We start from the raw sequence: 20279 nt of genomic DNA on the forward strand, positions 1-20279 counted from the left end.
TCGTTGTTCTGTTCCCCGTACTCGATGGAAAGGCCGCGGCCACGATGGTGCAGATCAAGACCCCCGAGCAGATCGCGAAGATGCGCGAGGCGGGGCTGGTCGTCGCCGCCATTCACGCGGCGACGCGTGAGGCCGCCGTGCCGGGCGCCACGACGAAGGACCTGGACGAGGTCGCGCGGAAGGTCATCGCCGACCACGGGGCGAAGTCGAACTTCCTCGGGTACGGCGGGTTCCCCGCGACGATCTGCACCTCGGTCAACGAGGTCGTCGTCCACGGCATCCCCGACGACGGGACCGTCCTCAAGGACGGCGACATCATCTCCATCGACGCGGGCGCGATCGTGGACGGCTGGCACGGTGACGCGGCCTTCACGGCCTTCGTGGGCACCGGGCACGCGCCCGAGCTCGTGGAGCTCTCCCGTGTCACGGAGGAGTCGATGTGGGCCGGCATCGCGGCCATGCGGCTCGGCAACCGCCTGGTCGACATCTCGAAGGCGATCGAGACGTACATCAAGCGCCAGCCGCGTCCGGCCGTGGGCGACCACAGCCTCGGTCGGTACGGGATCATCGAGGACTACGGCGGCCACGGCATCGGCACCGAGATGCACATGGACCCGCACCTGCTGAACTACGTCTCCCGCAAGCGCGGCAAGGGCCCGAAGCTGGTCCCCGGCCTGTGCCTCGCGATCGAGCCGATGGTCTCCCTGGGCACCCCGCAGACGGAGGTCCTGAAGGACGACTGGACCGTCATCACGACGGACGGCACCTGGTCCTCCCACTGGGAGCACTCGATCGCCCTGACCGAGGAGGGCCCCCTGGTCCTGACGGCGGTCGACGGAGGCAAGGCGAAGCTGGCGGAGCTGGGCGTGACGGCGGCGCCGGACCCGCTGGCGTAGCGGCGGGGCTTCCGCGGCTGCCGGCCGGCCCGGGGTGTTCGCTCGCCGGCAGGAGTAGCTTTGAAGTTTCTACGGCGTGGTGCCTTGCGTAAGGATCAGTCCGGGTGGGCAGACTTCCCGATTCGTCTTTTCCTGGGGCCTGACGTAGACTGATGCGTCGGCTCTCGTGTACCCGTGTGTCCGCATACGGCGACGAGAGTCGATCAAGGTAGCCGATTCGAAAGGCGAAGCGTGGCCAAGAAGCAAGGTGCCATCGAAATCGAGGGCACCGTGATCGAGTCTCTCCCGAACGCCATGTTCAAGGTGGAGCTCCAGAACGGTCACAAGGTCCTCGCGCACATCTCCGGCAAGATGCGGATGCACTACATCCGAATCCTTCCGGACGACCGGGTCGTGGTGGAGCTCTCTCCGTACGACCTGACGCGTGGCCGGATCGTCTACCGGTACAAGTAGATCTTGCCCGCACCCCGCCTTCACGCGCGGGTGATGGCACTGACCCGGAGAACCTCACACCCATGAAGGTCAAGCCGAGCGTCAAGAAGATCTGCGACAAGTGCAAGGTGATCCGCCGTCACGGCCGGGTCATGGTCATCTGCGACAACCTGCGCCACAAGCAGCGCCAGGGCTGACGCACGCCGACCGACCTGCATTTCGCAGTTCTTCGCGCGACGCATAGCAATACGTACATACGCAGAGCCCGTCGGGCCGTGTTCGCACGGTTGACGGCACCTCCGGCGGGGGCCGGGGACCCGACCTGTACCTCATACGGCAGCCGGGAACGGTTCTGCAGCAGACCCCCGAGAACACAGGAGCCATTGAATGGCACGCGTTTCCGGTGTTGACATCCCGCGCGAAAAGCGTGTGGTGGTCGCACTCACCTACGTCTTCGGCATCGGGCGTACCCGGTCCGAGGAGATTCTCGCCGCGACCGGCGTGAACCCGTCCACCCGTGTCCGCGACCTTGCCGAGGAAGACCTCGTCAAGATCCGCGAGTACGTGGACGCCAACCTCCAGACCGAGGGTGACCTCCGTCGCGAGATCGCCGCCGACATCCGCCGCAAGGTCGAGATCGGCTGCTACCAGGGCCTCCGCCACCGTCGTGGCCTGCCCGTCCGCGGCCAGCGCACCAGCACGAACGCTCGTACCCGCAAGGGCCCGCGTCGCGCCATCGCCGGCAAGAAGAAGCCGGGCAAGAAGTAGTCCTCAGCGGACGCTTGACCAAGCGGTCTTCGCTGTAGGACCGACCACCTCCCGTAGGAGTTATAGATGCCCCCCAAGGGTCGTCAGGGCGCTGCCAAGAAGGTGCGCCGCAAGGAAAAGAAGAACGTCGCTCACGGCCACGCGCACATCAAGAGCACGTTCAACAACACCATCGTCTCGATCACGGACCCCGCGGGCAACGTGATCTCCTGGGCCTCCGCCGGCCACGTCGGCTTCAAGGGCTCGCGCAAGTCGACCCCGTTCGCCGCGCAGATGGCCGCCGAGTCGGCCGCTCGCCGCGCGCAGGAGCACGGCATGCGCAAGGTTGACGTCTTCGTCAAGGGTCCGGGCTCCGGCCGCGAGACCGCGATCCGCTCCCTCCAGGCCACGGGCCTCGAGGTCGGTTCGATCCAGGACGTCACCCCCACGCCGCACAACGGCTGCCGTCCCCCCAAGCGCCGCCGCGTCTGACGCACGGCTGCTTGATCCAGGACTTCGGGCGGTACGGCTCTTCGGACCGTGCCGCCCGTACCCTTGCAGTACGCAGCACTCCGTCGGGCGTCAAATAGTGGGCGTCCACGACTGAAGGATTGAACACATGCTTATCGCTCAGCGTCCTTCGCTGACCGAAGAGGTCGTCGACGAGTTCCGCTCCCGGTTCGTGATCGAGCCGCTGGAGCCGGGCTTCGGCTACACCCTCGGCAACTCCCTCCGCCGTACCCTCCTCTCCTCGATCCCGGGTGCCGCTGTCACCAGCATCCGCATCGACGGTGTCCTGCACGAGTTCACCACCGTGCCGGGCGTCAAGGAGGACGTGACCGACCTCATCCTCAACATCAAGCAGCTGGTCGTCTCCTCGGAGCACGACGAGCCGGTCGTGATGTACCTGCGCAAGCAGGGCCCGGGTCTGGTCACCGCCGCCGACATCGCGCCCCCGGCCGGTGTCGAGGTGCACAACCCCGACCTCGTCCTCGCCACGCTCAACGGCAAGGGCAAGCTGGAGATGGAGCTGACCGTCGAGCGCGGTCGCGGCTACGTCTCCGCCGTGCAGAACAAGCAGGTGGGCCAGGAGATCGGCCGTATTCCGGTCGACTCCATCTACTCCCCGGTGCTCAAGGTCACGTACAAGGTCGAGGCGACCCGTGTCGAGCAGCGCACCGACTTCGACAAGCTGATCGTCGACGTCGAGACCAAGCAGGCCATGCGCCCGCGTGACGCCATGGCGTCCGCCGGCAAGACCCTGGTCGAGCTGTTCGGTCTGGCGCGCGAGCTCAACATCGACGCCGAGGGCATCGACATGGGCCCGTCCCCCACGGACGCCGCCCTCGCCGCCGACCTGGCGCTGCCGATCGAGGAGCTCGAGCTCACCGTTCGTTCGTACAACTGCCTCAAGCGCGAGGGCATCCACTCCGTGGGTGAGCTCGTGGCGCGCTCCGAGGCCGACCTGCTCGACATCCGCAACTTCGGTGCGAAGTCGATCGACGAGGTCAAGGCGAAGCTGGCCGGTATGGGCCTCGCGCTGAAGGACTCGCCGCCCGGATTCGACCCGACCGCCGCCGCCGACGCCTTCGGCGCCGACGACGACGCGGACGCCGGTTTCGTGGAGACCGAGCAGTACTAGCAGATCGTCTGCGGGCCGGCTTCGGCCGGTCGCGCAGTTCCCCGCGCCCCTGACGGGGCGCGGGTCTTCGACGGGCGACCGCCCGCTCGGATACTGACCCCGGTACCTGATACGGCCGAGGCAGATCACAAGGAGAAACACCATGCCGCGTCCCGCGAAGGGTGCCCGCCTCGGCGGTTCCGCCGCGCACGAGAAGCTGCTCCTCGCCAACCTGGCGAAGTCGCTCTTCGAGCACGGCCGCATCACCACCACCGAGGCCAAGGCCCGTCGCCTGCGTCCGGTCGCCGAGCGCCTGATCACCAAGGCGAAGAAGGGCGACATCCACAACCGTCGCCTGGTGCTGCAGACGATCACCGACAAGGGCATCGTCCACACCCTCTTCACCGAGATCGCCCCGCGTTACACGGAGCGCCCCGGTGGCTACACCCGCATCACCAAGATCGGCAACCGTCGTGGCGACAACGCCCCGATGGCCGTGATCGAGCTGGTCGAGGGCGAGATCGCCAAGAAGGCGACCGTCGCCGAGGCCGAGGCCGCCACCGTGCGCGCCGTCAAGGAGGCCGACGCGGCCGCCGAGGCTCCGGCCGAGGAGTCGAAGGACGCGTAAGCGTTCCGACGTTTCTCGTGTGCGGGCCCGTACCCCCTGGGGGGTACGGGCCCGTTCCCGTCTGTTTGAGAGGATTTCCGCGTGAGCGATGACGTGCAGGACGGGTTCGTACGGGTTCGGCTTGACCTGTCGTACGACGGCAAGGACTTCTCCGGGTGGGCCAAGCAGTCCCAGGGGCAGCGGACCGTGCAGGGGGACATCGAGGCCGCGCTGCGGACCGTGACCCGGTCCACGGAGACGTACGAGCTGACCGTGGCCGGCCGGACCGACTCCGGGGTGCACGCGCGCGGCCAGGTCGCGCATGTCGACCTGCCCGTCGAGCTGTGGTCCGAGCACCGCGACAAGCTGCTCAGGCGGCTCGCGGGGCGCCTCTCGCACGATGTCAGGGTCTGGTCCCTGACCGAGGCCCCCAGCGGCTTCAACGCCCGTTTCTCCGCCATCTGGCGCCGTTACGCGTACCGCGTCACCGACAACCCCGGCGGCGTCGACCCGCTGCAGCGCGGGCACGTCCTGTGGCACGACTGGGCCCTCGACATGGACGCCATGAACGAGGCCGCCACCGCCCTCGTCGGCGAGCACGACTTCGCCGCCTACTGCAAGCGGCGCGAGGGAGCCACCACCATCCGCACGCTCCAGGAGCTGCGCTGGGACCGGCGTCCCGACGGGGTGATGGAAGCCACCGTGAAGGCGGACGCCTTCTGCCACAACATGGTCCGCTCGCTGGTCGGCGCCCTGCTCTTCGTCGGCGACGGGCACCGGCCCGTGGACTGGCCGGGCAAGGTGCTCGCCGCCGGTGTGCGGGACTCGGCCGTGCACGTCGTACGGCCGCACGGCCTCACCCTGGAAGAGGTCGGCTACCCGGCCGACGAGCTCCTGGCCGCCCGCAACCGGGAGGCCAGGAACAAGCGGTCACTCCCCGGGAGCGCCGGCTGCTGCTGAGGCCTGGGCGCGGCCGCGGGCGTAGATCTGGTTGAAGGCGAAGGTGCCGAGGTCGTCGCTGGCCTGGAAGATCGGCTTGTCGGCCTTGGTGACCTTCTTGCCGTTGGCGAAGCCGGCCTGGGTGAAGTAGGCGTAGCGCCCGACCGAGTTCGAGCGGCGCAGACAGACCGTGGCGTGGCAGAAGTCACGTACGCCCGCGCCGACGAGCGGGGCGATGCCGCCGGTGGCCTGGCTCTTCGCCTTCAGGGCCGCGGCCTCCGAGGGGAAGACGGCGACGCCGACGGTGATCGCCATGCCGTCCTTCACATAGGTGGCGCGGAGCACCCGCTGGCAGCCGTTCTTCTTGAGGACGGCGCCGAGGCCGCCCTGGGTGACGGCCGCGCAGTCGGTCGTCGCCGAGGTCGCGCCCTTGGTGTACGGGCGCTTGTTCATCGTCAGCTTCCTGCCCGGGAAGAGGCCCTCCGCGGAGAGCGGGGCCTTGTCCTTCTTCGGGTCCGAGATGTAGTCCTTCGGGTTCGGCGGGGGCGGCGGCGCCACCGAGGAGAAGGTCGGCTCGGGGGTCGGCGTCGCGGTGGAGGAGACCGTGCCGGTGGGCACCCCGCCGTTCTTGGCCTCGTCGTTCTTCTTGCCGGAGGCCACCACGGCGGTGGCGACGATCGCGCCGACGACCAGCGCGGCCACCGCGCCGCCGCCGATGATCAGCCAGCGCTTGCGGCGGTTACGGGAGGCCGAGGCGTCGGCCAGGGCGCCCCAGTCGGGGGTCGGCCCGCCGCCCTGGGCGCCCGGGAAGGGGTCGGGCGCCTGCCCCTGGCCAGGCTGCTGCCCGTACCCGTGCTGTCCGTATCCCTGGGGCTGTCCGTAGCCCTGCCCGTACCCCTGCTGCGGCTGCTGCCCGTGCCCCTGCTGCCCGCCCTGCTGCGGCTCTTGCGGCCACTGCGGTCCCCCAAAGCTCATGCCGCGCATCCTAAACCGGTTGGGCTCCGGCGACGCGGGCGGCGACAATGCACCTCATGGGACATGTCGAGGCCGCGCATCTTGAGTACTACCTGCCCGACGGGAGGATCCTGCTCGGGGACGCCTCCTTCCGGGTCGGGGAGGGCGCCGTCGTCGCCCTCGTCGGGGCCAACGGCGCCGGCAAGACCACACTGCTCCGACTGATCGCCGGAGAGCTCCAGCCGCACGGCGGCACCGTCAGGGTCAGCGGCGGCCTCGGCGTGATGCCGCAGTTCGTCGGCTCCGTGCGTGACGCGTCCACCGTCCGTGACCTGCTGGTCTCGGTGGCGCAGCCCCGGATCCGGGAGGCCGCGAAGGCCGTCGACGCGGCCGAGCACCTGATCATGACCGTCGACGACGAGGCCGCGCAGATGACGTACGCGCAGGCCCTCAGCGACTGGGCCGAGGTGCAGGGGTACGAGGCGGAGACCCTCTGGGACATGTGCACGATGGCCGCGCTCGGCGTCCCGTACGAGAAGGCGCAGTTCCGGGAGGTCCGGACGCTCTCCGGCGGTGAGCAGAAGCGGCTCGTCCTGGAGTCGCTGCTGCGCGGCTCCGACGAGGTGCTGCTGCTCGACGAGCCGGACAACTACCTCGACGTCCCCGGCAAGCGGTGGCTGGAGGAGCGGCTGCGGGAGACCCGTAAGACCGTGTTGTTCATCTCTCACGACCGGGAGCTGCTGTCCCGTGGCGCGCAGAAGATCGTCGCGGTCGAGCCCGGCCCGGCCGGCTCGGACGTCTGGGTGCACGGCGGCGGGTTCGACACCTTCCACGAGGCGCGCCGGGAGCGGTTCGCGCGCTTCGAGGAGCTCAAGCGGCGCTGGGAGGAGAAGCACGCCCAGCTGAAGAAGCTCGTCGTCAACCTGCGGCAGGCTGCCGCGGTCAGCCACGACATGGCCTCGCGGTACGCGGCGGCGCAGACCCGGCTGCGGAAGTTCGAGGAGGCGGGGCCGCCGCCGGAGCCGCCGCGCGAGCAGGACATCAAGATGCGACTGCGCGGTGGGCGTACCGGCGTGCGTGCGGTGACCTGCGAGAACCTCGAACTGACGGGGCTGATGAAGCCCTTCTCGCTGGAGATCTTCTACGGGGAGCGGGTCGGCGTCCTCGGGTCGAACGGTTCGGGCAAGTCGCACTTCCTGCGGCTGCTCGCGGGGGACCCGTCCGTCGCCCACACCGGTGACTGGAAGCTGGGCGCGCGGGTGGTGCCGGGGCACTTCGCCCAGACCCACGCCCACCCGGAGCTGACCGGCCGGCCACTCGTCGACATCCTGTGGACGGAGCACGCCAAGGACCGGGGCGGGGCGATGTCGATGCTGCGGCGGTACGAGCTGGAGCGGCAGGGCGACCAGCCGTTCGACAAGCTCTCCGGCGGGCAGCAGGCGCGGTTCCAGATCCTGCTGATGGAGCTGGCGGGCACCACGGCGCTGCTCCTGGACGAGCCGACGGACAACCTGGACCTGGAGTCGGCGGAGGCCCTCCAGGACGGGCTCGAGTCGTACGACGGGACGGTGCTGGCCGTGACCCACGACCGGTGGTTCGCGAAGAGCTTCGACCGCTTCCTGGTCTTCGGCTCCGACGGAGTGGTGCGCGAGACCACGGAGCCGGTGTGGGACGAGCGGCGCGTCGAGCGGGCGCGGTGACCTGGGAGGAACGGCGGGTCGGGCCGGGGCGGTGACCTGCGGGCCCACGGCGTTTTGACCCGTCGGGGGCAGCGCGGGTAGTGTTGCGGTTTGTTATGCGTAGTGGCTTCGTCGTTTCACGCGAAGAACCCTTACGCAGGTTCCCTGGAGCAGTTACCAGTGGCTCGCATACGGGCGATGTTCCCGGCAGTGCAGGCCCCAGCTGCATGATCGCTTCAGGTGTGTCTGGACTCCATCCACTGAAGAAGCGAAGGCTACGAAGTGCGTACGTACAGCCCCAAGCCCGGCGATGTCACTCGCCAGTGGCACATCATCGACGCGCAGGACATCGTCCTGGGCCGTCTGGCGACCACGGCTGCGAACCTCCTGCGAGGCAAGCACAAGCCGGTCTACGCCCCCCACATGGACATGGGCGACTTCGTCATCATCATCAACGCTGACAAGGTCCACCTGTCCGGCAACAAGAAGACCCAGAAGCTGGCGTACCGCCACTCCGGCTTCCCGGGTGGTCTGCGCTCGGTCCGTTACGACGAGCTGCTCTCCAAGAACCCGGAGAAGGCCGTCGAGAAGGCCATCAAGGGCATGATCCCCAAGAACACCCTGGGCCGTCAGATGATCTCGAAGCTGAAGGTCTACGCGGGCGAGAACCACCCGCACGCTGCGCAGCAGCCGGTTCCGTTCGAGATCACCCAGGTCGCGCAGTAGTTCCGGCCACACCCCCTAAGAACGAAAGAAATCTGAGGAGCATCGTGGCCGAGACCACCCCCGAGACCCCCGTCGACGAGTTCGAGGGCGTTGAGGAGTACACCACCGAGACCGAGCTCGTCGAGGGTGAGTACACCTCCGAGTCGCTCGCGTCCCGCTTCGGCGACCCGCAGCCGGCCGCCGGCCTGGGCCGTCGCAAGAACGCCATCGCCCGCGTCCGGATCGTTCCGGGCACCGGCAAGTGGAAGATCAACGGTCGCACCCTTGAGGACTACTTCCCCAACAAGGTGCACCAGCAGGAAGTCAACGAGCCCTTCAAGGTGCTCGAGCTCGACAACCGCTACGACGTCATCGCCCGCATCGCGGGTGGCGGTGTCTCCGGCCAGGCCGGCGCCCTGCGCCTCGGCGTGGCCCGTGCGCTGAACGAGGCGGACGTCGAGAACAACCGCCCGGCGCTGAAGAAGGCCGGCTTCCTCTCCCGCGACGACCGTGCGGTCGAGCGCAAGAAGGCCGGTCTCAAGAAGGCCCGTAAGGCTCCGCAGTACAGCAAGCGTTAATCGCCTGCTCGGTCTGCTTTCGTACGCCCCGGCGGCACTGCCCGTGCCGTCGGGGCGTACGTTTTTTCATAACCTTTTTTCTTTCATCAGCTTGGGCACGTATTTCTCGGAGGACAGCTGTGGGACGACTCTTCGGCACGGACGGCGTGCGCGGTGTGGCCAACGCGGACCTGACGGCGGAGCTCGCGCTCGGTCTGTCGGTCGCGGCGGCACACGTGCTCGCCGAGGCGGGCACCTTCGAGGGCCATCGGCCGACCGCGGTGGTCGGACGTGACCCCCGCGCGTCCGGAGAGTTCCTCGAAGCCGCCGTCGTGGCCGGCCTCGCCAGCGCCGGCGTCGACGTGCTGCGCGTCGGCGTGCTGCCCACCCCGGCCGTGGCGCACCTCACCGGCGTCCTCGGCGCCGACCTCGGCGTGATGCTCTCCGCCAGCCACAACGCCATGCCCGACAACGGCATCAAGTTCTTCGCGCGCGGCGGCCACAAGCTGGCCGACGAGCTCGAGGACAAGATCGAGTCCGTGTACGAGGAGCACCGCACGGGCGCTCCCTGGGAGCGTCCGACCGGTTCCGGCGTCGGCCGGGTCCGTGACTACGACGAGGGCTTCGACACCTACGTCGCCCACCTCCTCGCCGTCCTCCCGAACCGTCTCGACGGTCTCAAGGTCGTCCTCGACGAGGCCCACGGCGCCGCCGCCCGCGTCTCGCCCGCCGCCTTCGCCCGGGCCGGTGCCACGGTCGTCACCATCGGTGCCGAGCCCGACGGTCTCAACATCAACGACGGCTGCGGCTCCACCCACCTCGGGCTGCTCAAGGCCGCCGTCGTCGAGCACGGCGCCGACCTGGGCATCGCGCACGACGGCGACGCCGACCGCTGCCTCGCGGTGGACGCCGCGGGCAACGAGGTCGACGGCGACCAGATCCTCGCCGTGCTCGCCCTCGCCATGCGCGAGGCCGGTGCGCTGCGCGGGGACACCGTCGTCGCGACCGTCATGTCCAACCTGGGCTTCAAGCTCGCCATGGAGCGCGAGGGCCTGAACCTCGTCCAGACCGCGGTCGGCGACCGCTACGTCCTGGAGTCCATGAAGGAGCACGGCTACGCGCTCGGTGGCGAGCAGTCCGGGCACGTCATCGTGCTCGACCACGCCACCACCGGCGACGGCACCCTCACCGGTCTGATGCTGGCCGCCCGGATCGCCGCCACCGGCAAGTCGCTCGCGGACCTGGCCGGGGTGATGGAGCGGCTGCCGCAGATCCTCATCAACGTCCCCGACGTCGACAAGTCCCGGGTGAAGACCTCCGGCGACCTTGCCGCCGCGGTCACCGCCGCCGAGCAGGAGCTCGGCTCCACCGGCCGCGTCCTGCTGCGCTCCTCCGGCACCGAGCCGCTGGTCCGCGTCATGGTCGAGGCCGCGGACATCGAGCAGGCGCGCGCGGTGGCGCAGCGTCTCGCGGATGTCGTGAAGTCGGCACTGGGCTAGGCTTTCTGAGGCGCCGTCATGCGTTGAGGGCCTCGTCGCACCCGTAGCGGTGCGGCGAGGCCCTCTCAGCTTCCCTTCCGGGCCCCGGGCGTGCGGCGCCAGCGGCCGCGCTGGGTGCGCCAGAGGAGCTTCTGCGCGTAGAGGGTCAGGATCCCGGCCAGCATGATGCCGAAGAGGTTCAGCAGGAGCTGCTCGGTCGAGCCCCACATCTGGCCGAACTCGCCGTAGCTGAGGGCGACGGCCGCGTTCGCGCCCGCCGGGACCGTCGTCACCGAGATCGCCACGCCCACCAGGGCGCCGGACTTCGCCGAGGTCAGCGAGAGCGTGCCCGCGATGCCCGCGAGCAGCGCCACGACGAACGAGAACGGGTCCGGCTGCCAGATGAAACTGGTGTTGGGCCGGGGCGCGTCCAGCCGGTCCCGGCTGAACAGGTCGAGCGCGTCCATGCCCAGGCTGAACACCGTCGTCGCCACGATCGCCACCGCGAAGCCGACGAGCAGCGCGAGCAGCGAGCGCGCCGCGAGCTTCGGGGCGCGCCGCACCACCGCCGTACTGACGCCGGCGAGGGGGCCGAACTCCGGGCCGACCGCCATCGCGCCCACGATCAGGACCGCGTTGTCCAGGACGACACCGCAGGCCGCGATCATCGTCGCCAGGATCATGAACGCGCTGTACGTGATGGAGAGCGTCGACTCCTCGTGGGTCGCGCCCGTCAGCTGCTCCCAGATCACCGCGTCCGCCGGCTCGCCCGGGGCCTCCTCCTCGGCGCGGTCCGCGCGCGTGGAGAGGGAGAGGTCGATGTTCTCGACGGCGATCGAGCCGTCCTGATCGATCCTCAGGCCGCGCAGCTCCTTGAGGAGTTCATCGCCCGCCTCACGGGCGACGTCGCACATGACGACGTCGCCGGAGGGCTCCCGGGCGGCGCCGGGCAGCACCACGACGTGCGTGGTGCCGACCGTGGACTCGATCACCTCGACAGCGGCCCGGGTGCGGTCGGGCGGAACGATCATCCGGAGATGCAGCATCCTCAGAGCTTACGGAGGCTCAGCCGCTGCACCTTGTGGTCCTGGCCCTTGCGGACGACGAGAGTCGCCCGGCCACGCGTCGGGGCCACGTTCTCCAGGAGGTTCACCTTGTTGATGGTCCGCCACATCGTGCGCGCGTAGTCGAGGGCCTCGTCCTCGGAGACCCGGGTGTACCGCTGGAAGTACGAGTCGGGGTCCTGGAAGGCGGTGTCGCGCAGCTTGCGGAACCGGTTGAGGTACCAGCGCTCGATGTCCTCCGGGCGCGCGTCCACGTACACCGAGAAGTCGAAGTAGTCGGCGAGGCCGACGCGGGTGCGGCCGTCCTTGCCGGGCAGGGCCGGCTGGAGGACGTTCAGGCCCTCGACGATGAGGATGTCCGGGCGGCGGACGACGAGGCGCTCGCCGGGGACGCGGTCGTAGATGAGGTGCGAGTAGACCGGGGCGGTCACCTCGTCCTTGCCCGCCTTGATGTCCGCGACGAAGCGGGTCAGGGCCCGGCGGTCGTACGACTCGGGGAAACCCTTCCGGGACATGAGGCCGCGGGCCTTCAGCTCCTCCATCGGGTAGAGGAAGGCGTCCGTGGTGACCAGCTCCACGCGCGGGTGCTCCGGCCAGCGGGCGAGCAGGGCCTGGAGGAGACGGGACACCGTCGACTTCCCGACGGCGACCGAACCGGCGACCCCTATGACGAAGGGTGTGCCGCGCTGCTCGGCGCTCTCGCCGAGGAAGGTGTTGAGGGCGCCGCGCAGTCCGCTGGTGGCCTGCACGTACAGGTTGAGCAGCCGGGACAGGGGGAGGTAGATGTCCCGTACCTCGTCGAGGTCGATGACGTCCCCGAAACCGCGGAGCCGCTCGACCTCGTCGGCGGTGAGAGGGAGCGGAGTCTTGTCGCGCAGGGCGCTCCACTCGGCGCGGGTGAGGTCGACGTAGGGCGTCGTGCCGTTGGCGCTTCGTGGCGGCGAAGAGATCACGCTGCCATTGTCCCGGGTCGGGGGGTGGTGTGGGGGGTGGGGTGGGTCACGTGGCGTTCCGAGAGCCGCGCCATGGGATGCATGTGCCCCCCGCCGGAGACCGGCGAGGGGCACACGCGGAGCTCTAGCTTGGACCTGGCGAGCCTTGGATGAACTGCCGAAGACGTTCTCGGTGGTCGTTGATCCAATCGCCTTCCAGGGCGATCGGGACGCGCACGGTGACCATGGAAATGGACTCGTCCTCCACGAGAATGTCCGGGCAACCGCGATCGCCGTCGAGCTCGATGGTCATGGTCGGTCCGTTGTTGTCTGACATCCAGGTAATGTCTCGGCCCTCAGTCAATGAGTCGAGTGCCTGTGCCCATGCTTCCAGTTTCGAACTGTGGAGAACGAGCAGAGTTGTTCCCGTGACGAAGAGGCTGGTGATTCTGATCTCAGCCTCCCACATTCCGCTCTCCATGGGTTCGAGCACGGTGACTTTAACTTCGTTCTCTTCATCCGTCAATTGGATGAGATCGAAAGGGAGCATGGATGTCAGTCTTTCAGTCGATGAGGAATTGGGCGGCCGTTGACCAGCCGTTGTCGTCGAATGCGCTGATGTCCAATCTGAACGGGACGTTCGAGCCCGGCAGGTAGCGGGGAATTGCCTGGTATAGGACGGTGTTTCCTTCTGCTACGTGGCTTCGGATTGAGTCCTGAAATGCTTCGATGGCGCCGTTATCGGTCTTGGTTTTCGTTCGCACGAGGTTCGATGGAGTGAGTCCGTCACCCCCCATCGATCTGGGGAGAAGATGGCCCCTGGTGTGACCAGGCGAGTTCTTTACGAAACCTGGCGGTAGAATTCTGCGGCCGGGACGGGTTCCCTTACCGTGGCCCGGTTCCACTATGGCAGTCACGCCGGTTCGTCGTCCGTCAGGCAGCACTGTGCCATAGTCGGCGTCAACGCCTTGACAGTTGTGAACGAGAACCGGAGCCGGGCCCGCCAGTACGTAGTACGTGTGGAAGTCCGCGACCGTCAGGTTGCGGACGTTCGCCGGCTGGGTCCAGGCCTGGACCGCGGTGATCTGGACGTGGGTGCCGGCGCTCGTGCGGAGCCACTGGCCCGGCTTCAGGTCCTTCGCGTCGATCCACTTGCGGAGCGACGGGACCCAGAACGGGTGGCCGTCCGTGGCCGTGATCGGGGCCGTCTTCGTGCCCTTGGCGCCGTCGATGTCGATCGTGACGCGGACGAGGTGCTTCTCGCCCTTTCCGATGATCGTCGCGGCGACGTTCTTTCCGGTGGTCTCGCCGGTCTTCTCGTCCGTCGCGAGGACCTTGTCGCCCGGCTTCAGGTCCTTGATCGGCTTCGTGGAACCGTCGGCGAGGAGGACCTTCGTCTCCGGGGTGAAGCTGTTTCTGATGGGGCAGGAACCGGCGTCACCTCCTCCGCCGTCGGCTTTCTTCGCCGCGTCCGCCGCCGCCTCGTCGGCCTTTTTCGCCGCCGCCTTCGCCGCGTCCGCTTCCTTCTTCCAGTCGGCCATGTCCTCGGCGTACTTCGCCATGGCCGCGGCCTCGTCGTCCGCCCGCCTCAGGAGTCCGGTGGCCCAGCGGACCTCGTCGCTCCAGCGGTTGTACATCTTCCACGCGGTCTTGAGCGCCTTGAGGGTGCGTTTGGCCTTTGCCGCGAAGGGCATTGCGGCGTCCAGCGCGAGCGCCCCGCAGGCCCAGACATCGCCGCCGAGGCAGGCCTGGATGTCGTCGAATCCGCTGATGCCCTTGGCGACCTCCCACGCGATCTCGAGGATCACGTCCGCCTTGGACTTCTGCCGGATGTTCGACGCCTTCTTGACGTCGTCCTCGCTGACGGTCGTCGTCGGCTTCGTCGGCGGCGGTGCCACATATCCGGGAGCGTCGTTGCCGTCGCGTCCGCCGCCACTGCCGACCTGGGAGGGCGACTTGCCTTCGGTCTGGATCTTCCTCGTGCACTTCTCGTCGATGCAGAACGCCTCGCCCGACGGATCCGCGAAGGTGACCGGGCTGTTGTTCCCGTAGGTGTACGGGTTCATCGTCTGCGATTCGGCGATGTCCATCTTCGGGTCGACCGAGATGAACCGGCCCAGCGTCGGGTCGTACTCGCGTGCGCCCAGGTGGGTGAGGCCCGTCGACGCGTCCTTTGAACCGCCGAGGTAGCCCTTGTCATCCGGCCACATCGACGGGGCCGTGCCGCGGTCCTCGCCGTACGGGGTGAGTTTGCGGCGCGTCACCGCCTTCGTCGCCGCGTCGACCGAGGTCGTCGCGGTGCCGTTGCGGTCGGCGAGCAGGTACGACTTCTTGATCGTGCCGCCCTGGGCGACCTTGACCATGACCGGGCCGGCGGGGTGGGCGTAGTACCGGGTCGTCTTGGCGACCGCGCCCGCGGTGTCGAGCTGGAGCTCGGTGCCGGGCAGGTACAGCGTCGTGCCGCTCGGGTCGCGCTTGATGAGCCGGTTGCCGCCCGCGTCGTAGACGTAGGAGGTCTCCTGGCTGCCGGCGGTCACCTTCTCGAGGTGGCCCTCCACGTCCCACAGCAGGCTCTTCGTGTCGCCCTGGACCGTCCGCGACGTGGTGTTGCCTGCGTCGTCGTAGCCGAAGGTCTCCTCACGCGCGCCCTGCGGGCCCGTCGTGTCGACCTTCGCCAGCCGGCTCTTCGTGGGCAGTCCGGTCGCGTAGGTGTACGCGCGCTGGACGTTCTTCGTGGTGTCGCCGAGCGGGTCGTGCTTCGTCTCGCTGAGGCGGTTGCCGACGGCGTCGAAGGTGTACGAGTGCCAGTAGGCGTCCGGGCCGCCGACCTTCGGCGCCGTGCCGGGGCCGGACGCGCCGGGCTTGAGCGCGCAGGCGTCGCTTCCCGTCCAGGCGTCCGTCATGCGGCGGAGGTGGTCGTAGGCGAAGCACTGGACGTCGGTGGTGGCCGGCGTCGGGTTGTCGCCTGTCGTCTCCGTGATCCGCTGGATGTTGCCGACGGCGTCGTAGTCGGTCACCACGTCGTTGAGCGTGACCGTGTCGACGGTGCCGACTTCCTGGTGGTTCGTCGTGCGGGTGACCCGGCGGGTCTGCTCGTCGAACACGTTGCTGGTGATCAGCGCCTTGCCGGCCGAGTCGACCCGGGTGCGCACCACGTCACCGAGCGAGGTGTACTCGGTCGCCGCGACGAAGGTGCTGGTCCCGACCGCCATGGTGGAGACGGCGTCGAGCGCGTTGTACCCGACCGACACCGTTTCCGTGGGGAGCCCGCCGACCGCGGGATGCGTCGTGGACTCCGGCAGGCCGGTGCGCGAGCTGTACGTGTTGGTGTACTTGTACGTGCCGGCGAGCTTGCCCTCGGCGGCCGGGATCGTCACCGTGGTGCTCTTGGGCCGGTACTCGGCGTCGTACGCGGTGACGGCCTGGGTGTAGGCGTTCGTGCCCGTGTCCGTGGTGACGTAGCGGGTCGAGGAGGCCGGGAGGCCCAGGGCGCCCGGAACCGTGTCGTAGGTCTGCGACGTCAGCATCGGCCCGGCGAGCGAGCCCTCGTGCGTGGCGGTGACACGGCCCAGCGCGTCGTACGCCATCGCGATGGTCCGGGCGGGCGTCCGCCCGTCCGTCAGGGAGACGACGCGGTCACCCTTGTCGTACGCGAGGGAGGTCGTGCCCTTGTCGGGGTCGGAGGTCGACTTCACGCGGCCGCGGAGGTCGTAGGTCTGCGACCACTTGTTGCCGGCCTGGTCGGTGACCGTGTCCAGCTGTCCCTTGCGGGTGTACGAGTAGCTGATCTTGTCGTAGGCGCCGGAGGGGCCGCTGCCCTTGTACTGCCGCAGCTCGGTCTTCCGGCCCTGCGCGTCGAGGAGCGCCATCGTCGGCGTCTCGCCGGCCGGCGGGTCGACCGCCGTCCAGTCACCGCCGTACGTGGTGCTCGTCCGCCAGGTCTCCAGGCCCTTGGACCGGGCGATGGTGTCGGTCGGCCGTCCGACGCCGTCGTACAGCGTCACCGTGGAGGCGGGAACGGTGTTGTCGGTGGGCGGGAACATCGTCGCGGTCGGGCCGCTGGCGCTGTTGTAGTAGCCGCCGTTCTCCTTCCAGACCCGCCCGAGGCTGTCGTAGAAGGTGTCCGTGACGACCCGGCCGCCGTTCATCGCCGGGTTCTGGGTCTGCCGCAGGCGCAGCGCGCCGTCGTAGAAGTCGTAGCTGACCCGGTAGGTGCCGTTCTCGAGGAGCCGCTTGTTGGTGATGACGACCGGGGCGTTCTGGCCGACGGTGTAGTCGAACTCCGCGTCCGGCGTGGTGGTGGTCGGGTTCCGGTCGGGGGACCAGACCTTCTTCATCCGGCCGAGGGCGTCGTACTCCATGACGGTCTTGCGGCCGTTGGTGTCGGTCTGCGAGAGCGGCAGGCCGCGGCCGGGGTCGACCTCGGTGGTGGCCGTGTGGCCGAGGGTGTTCGTCGTGACGGTCTTGGTCACGACCGAGCCGGCGGCGGGTGTGTAGGCCGTCGACGTGGTCTTGCCGTAGACGTCGGTCGCGGAGGTGATGCGGCCATACCCGTCGAAGGTCGAGGTGCCCGACAGGGTGTACTGCGGGACGTCGTCGACGTAGCCGGAGAGCGACTCGCTCTTCACGACGTTGCCGACGGCGTCGTACGCGACCTTGGCGTCGGAGACGACGTCGGCGGGGCGTGCGGGCGTGGCGTCGCACGCCTTGGCGACCGTCTCCACGCGGGTCTGCTGGGACTTGAACCACTTGGCGGTGTCGTCGAGGTACTCGAACCGCGTGCACTGGTCGTCGCCCGCGTCGGTGGTGTCGCCCTTGGTCCAGGTCCAGGTGACGCGACCGCTGTCGTCGTAGCCGTGCTCGACGGCGGTGCGGCGTTCGCCGCGGCCGCCCGACAGGATCGTGCGGGAGGAGGTGGACTTCTGGCCCTGGACCCAGGCCTCCATGGGCGCGGCGCCGGTGGCGGAGCGGTTCCGTGTGGCGACCGGGCCGTGCAGCCACGGGGTGTTGATCGTCGCGGAGTGCAGGGAACCCGAGACGCCGTCGAAGTACTGGGTCTCCCGGACCTGGCCGGCGAGCATCGGGTGGTCGTCGACGGAGGTGTTCTCGGAGTCCGTCACCTGGACCGAGCGGCGGGTGCCGTCGGCCTTGAGGTCGCCGTCGAGGCCCCGGTAGAAGAGGCTCTCCGTGCGGGTGCGCACGTCGGGCAGGACGCCGTTGAGGACGCGGACCCTGGAGTAGCCGCGGTACACCGACCAGGTGCGGGCGGGCTTGTTCGTCAGCTCGCTCGCGTCGTCGTACGCCCAGGCGGGCGTGCCGATGTACTCGTAGTTGGCCTCGCGGGTCGGCGAGGTGCCGTTCTTGTCCTCTTCCCGGACCTGGTCGACGCGGTGCTTGTGGAACCAGTCGGTGGAGTAGACCTTCTTGAGACCCGTCGGATCCGTCGGGTCGTTGGTCTCGTTGACGACGGGGTAGCAGCGCAGGGTGTTGCTGTCCGGTGCGGACGGCAGCTTGACGGAGCCCGGGACGGTGGAGCACTCCGTGGGCGCGTACACGACGACCGTGCGCGCACCCGTCTCGGTCTGCACCTGCTGGACGCGCCAGCGCAGGTACGGCGGGTTTCCGTCGGTGTTGTTGTCGACGCGGTTGGGCAGCTGGATGCCCGTGAAGGTCACGGCGGGCAGGCTGATGGCCGTGCCGTTCTGCCCGGTGCGCTGGATGCTCTTCAGCCAGAGCGGGTACTCGCCGTTGACGGAGCCGTCACCCGTGGACTGGAAGTCCTGGTCCAGGGTCCAGGTGTCGACCGGGGTCGGGACACCGTTCTTGAGGACCTTGGTGGTGATGCTCCTCAGCAGCTTGCGGGTGAAGAACGCGGGCGAGTAGCGGTCCGTACAGGTCTCGCCGGAGGCGCAGAGCTGGTCGGCGGGTACGTCCGGCCAGTTCCTCGCGACCTCGGTCGAGGACTTCGAGGTGAGCTTGGACTCGGCGCAGTCGAAGGTCTGCGTGACGACGCAGCGCTCGCGGGCGTCGTAGGCCACCTCGGCGGGTGCCGCCGCGAAGAGGTCGTCGGAACGGAGGCCGTACGCGGCCCGCTTGAGCCAGCTGCCGCGGTCGTAGGCGCGGGCGGTCGACGTGCCGGTGGAGGTGACGTTGGAGCCGTAGTAGTTGGACTCCTTGCCGTACCAGTACGTCAGGGCGTTGCCGCGCGGGTCGACGACGTAGTCGAGGTTCCAGCGGTAGGTCTGGTCACAGACCGAGGCGGCGTAGCCGGTGGCGTGGCAGGGCTCTCCCTCGTGGTTGCCGTAGACGGGCACGTTGAGGGCCGAGTTGGTCTCGGGCTTTCCGGCCGCCCAGCCGGGGAGGTGGTTGAGGCCGAAGTGGTACTTGACGCCCTCGGAGTTGGTGACGACCCAGTACTCGCCCTCCTTGTCGCCGTTCGTGGCGCCCGTCTCCAGTTCGACCTTGGAGCCGTCCTGGTTGGCGGGGTACCACTTCTTGTCGGCGTCGTTGAGTACGAGCGCGGTGGAGGACCCGTTCAGGGAGAGGGTGACCATCGGAGGGCCGTGACAGAGGTCGCCCGTCGGGTGGGTCGTCGGGTTGTTGAACCCGCTGTCCTTCGCACGGTCCTCGGCACAGGCCACGTAGGTGCGCTCGATGAAGCTGGATCCGGTGTCCCAGCCGTCGCCGACCCAGGACGGCTGCTGCGAGGTCGCGAGGGTGCGGCCGTCGATGCTGCCCGAGTTGTAGCCGATGGAGAGGGCCGGACCGGGGCCGCCGAGGGAGGAGGGGATCTCCATCGGGTAGGTCCAGGAGAAGTCACCCGTGGAACCGCCCGCCGACCAGGTGCCGGTGGGGCTGAGCGAGGTCGCCTTGTAGGTGCCCTTGGAGCCGGAGGCGCTCGCGGTGGCGGCGAGGACCATGGCCCCGGAGCCGGCCGCGGCGGAGCGTGCGGCGTAGGTGCCGGTCAGCGTGCCCGTCGCGGTGTCGTTGACGGTCGGCACGGGGACGGACGCCTGGCACTCCGGCTTCTGCGGCGTCGTCAGTGCGCAGCCGGGCATCGCGCTGAAGCGCAGGCGGGAGCCCCAGTCGCCGCCGTAGGCGTGGGCGAAGGCGCGGTAGTCCAGTTCGACGGAGACAGGGTTGGTGCCCTTGCCCTTGTCGGTGCGCTGGACGGAGAGGAGCAGGCCGCGGATTCCGGCCTTGCGGGCCGCCTCCTCGGTGTGGACGGAGACCTTCGCCGTGACGGCGGGGGCGTCGGCGGCGGGGGCGGTGGCGCCCTTGGCCGCGGCCGGGTTGCCGGCCGCGAGCCGGACCGGGAGCGATCCCGCGCGGGCCGAGGGGCCGACGGGGGCGGCCTTGTCCTGCTGGCCCGTGGCGACGCGCAGCGCGGACCGGGCGGTCCGGTCCGCCGCCGGGACGGTGGTCTCGGCGGTGGCCGGGGCCGGCCACTTCACGCCGGGGGCCGTCTTGAGGGCCGCGGCGCTGCTCTGGTCCTGCGGAGCGCGGGGCGGCTTGGTGGTCCCCCGCGCCGCCGGGACGTCGGTGACCTTCTGGAGTTCGGGGAGGCCCTTCCCTCCTGTGGTCTGCGCGGCCACGGGGGACAGGGACGCCCCTGAGGCCAGGAGGGCCAGGGCGAGTGCGGAAATTCCGGATCGCCATGTCCGTGAC

Annotated in this window: 17 protein-coding genes; 12 read left to right on the forward strand and 5 right to left on the reverse strand. The window is 69.1% G+C overall.

What is annotated here, in order from left to right; translation table 11 throughout:
• Window positions 1-44 precede the first annotated feature (44 nt).
• The 8 genes from map to truA all read left to right on the forward strand — a co-directional run bounded on the left by map (window position 45) and on the right by truA (window position 5263).
• Window positions 45-896: a type I methionyl aminopeptidase gene (gene map, locus OG392_RS21915; RefSeq protein WP_329281984.1), complete on the forward strand. Its 852-nt coding sequence runs from the start codon at window positions 45-47 to the stop codon at window positions 894-896.
• Window positions 897-1127: 231 nt separating this feature from the next.
• On the forward strand, window positions 1128-1349 hold the full coding sequence (gene infA, locus OG392_RS21920) for a translation initiation factor IF-1 (protein ID WP_003956442.1): 222 nt from the start codon (window positions 1128-1130) through the stop codon (window positions 1347-1349).
• Between the two features lie 62 nt (window positions 1350-1411).
• Window positions 1412-1525, forward strand: coding sequence for a 50S ribosomal protein L36 (gene rpmJ / locus OG392_RS21925; protein ID WP_003956441.1), 114 nt, complete (start codon window positions 1412-1414; stop codon window positions 1523-1525).
• Window positions 1526-1715: 190 nt separating this feature from the next.
• Window positions 1716-2096 carry a 30S ribosomal protein S13 gene (rpsM, locus tag OG392_RS21930; protein ID WP_015035595.1) on the forward strand — a complete coding sequence of 127 codons (381 nt, stop codon included), beginning with the start codon at window positions 1716-1718 and terminating at the stop codon, window positions 2094-2096.
• A 66-nt stretch (window positions 2097-2162) separates the two neighbouring features.
• Window positions 2163-2567, forward strand: coding sequence for a 30S ribosomal protein S11 (rpsK, locus tag OG392_RS21935; protein ID WP_006376016.1), 405 nt, complete (start codon window positions 2163-2165; stop codon window positions 2565-2567).
• A 127-nt stretch (window positions 2568-2694) separates the two neighbouring features.
• Window positions 2695-3717, forward strand: a complete 1023-nt coding sequence (locus OG392_RS21940; RefSeq protein ID WP_003966937.1) for a DNA-directed RNA polymerase subunit alpha — start codon at window positions 2695-2697, stop codon at window positions 3715-3717.
• 142 nt (window positions 3718-3859) lie between these two features.
• Window positions 3860-4324, forward strand: a complete 465-nt coding sequence (rplQ, locus tag OG392_RS21945; protein WP_266895457.1) for a 50S ribosomal protein L17 — start codon at window positions 3860-3862, stop codon at window positions 4322-4324.
• A gap of 81 nt (window positions 4325-4405) precedes the next feature.
• Window positions 4406-5263, forward strand: coding sequence for a tRNA pseudouridine(38-40) synthase TruA (gene truA / locus OG392_RS21950; RefSeq protein ID WP_329281987.1), 858 nt, complete (start codon window positions 4406-4408; stop codon window positions 5261-5263).
• Here the strand turns inward: truA and OG392_RS21955 are convergent.
• Window positions 5234-6217 carry a hypothetical protein gene (locus OG392_RS21955; protein WP_329281989.1) on the reverse strand — a complete coding sequence of 328 codons (984 nt, stop codon included), beginning with the start codon at window positions 6215-6217 and terminating at the stop codon, window positions 5234-5236. The genes truA and OG392_RS21955 overlap by 30 nt on opposite strands.
• A 47-nt stretch (window positions 6218-6264) precedes the next feature.
• On the opposite strand from OG392_RS21955, the gene OG392_RS21960 reads away from it, so the two are divergent.
• The 4 genes from OG392_RS21960 to glmM all read left to right on the forward strand — a co-directional run bounded on the left by OG392_RS21960 (window position 6265) and on the right by glmM (window position 10636).
• Window positions 6265-7896 (forward strand): ABC-F family ATP-binding cassette domain-containing protein, encoded by a 1632-nt coding sequence (locus OG392_RS21960; protein WP_329281991.1) that lies wholly within the window; start codon window positions 6265-6267, stop codon window positions 7894-7896.
• 261 nt (window positions 7897-8157) lie between these two features.
• Window positions 8158-8601: a 50S ribosomal protein L13 gene (gene rplM, locus OG392_RS21965; RefSeq protein ID WP_030318630.1), complete on the forward strand. Its 444-nt coding sequence runs from the start codon at window positions 8158-8160 to the stop codon at window positions 8599-8601.
• A gap of 44 nt (window positions 8602-8645) precedes the next feature.
• Window positions 8646-9158, forward strand: a complete 513-nt coding sequence (gene rpsI, locus OG392_RS21970) for a 30S ribosomal protein S9 (RefSeq protein ID WP_015035601.1) — start codon at window positions 8646-8648, stop codon at window positions 9156-9158.
• A gap of 119 nt (window positions 9159-9277) precedes the next feature.
• Entirely contained in the window at window positions 9278-10636 is a 1359-nt protein-coding gene (gene glmM, locus OG392_RS21975) for a phosphoglucosamine mutase (RefSeq protein WP_329281994.1), read from the forward strand.
• 65 nt (window positions 10637-10701) lie between these two features.
• On the opposite strand, the gene OG392_RS21980 is transcribed toward glmM, so the two are convergent.
• From OG392_RS21980 to OG392_RS21995, 4 genes are all read right to left on the reverse strand, one after another.
• Window positions 10702-11661 carry a DUF389 domain-containing protein gene (locus OG392_RS21980; protein ID WP_329281996.1) on the reverse strand — a complete coding sequence of 320 codons (960 nt, stop codon included), beginning with the start codon at window positions 11659-11661 and terminating at the stop codon, window positions 10702-10704.
• Between the two features lie 2 nt (window positions 11662-11663).
• Window positions 11664-12632, reverse strand: coding sequence for a type I pantothenate kinase (gene coaA / locus OG392_RS21985; protein ID WP_329281998.1), 969 nt, complete (start codon window positions 12630-12632; stop codon window positions 11664-11666).
• 124 nt (window positions 12633-12756) lie between these two features.
• Window positions 12757-13161 (reverse strand): DUF5959 family protein, encoded by a 405-nt coding sequence (locus tag OG392_RS21990; RefSeq protein WP_329281999.1) that lies wholly within the window; start codon window positions 13159-13161, stop codon window positions 12757-12759.
• A 13-nt stretch (window positions 13162-13174) separates the two neighbouring features.
• A complete protein-coding gene (locus tag OG392_RS21995) occupies window positions 13175-20206 on the reverse strand; it encodes a polymorphic toxin-type HINT domain-containing protein (RefSeq protein ID WP_329282001.1) in 7032 nt (2343 codons plus the stop codon).
• Window positions 20207-20279 lie beyond the last annotated feature (73 nt).

This window comes from Streptomyces sp. NBC_00691, assembly GCF_036226665.1.
GTDB lineage: Bacteria > Actinomycetota > Actinomycetes > Streptomycetales > Streptomycetaceae > Streptomyces.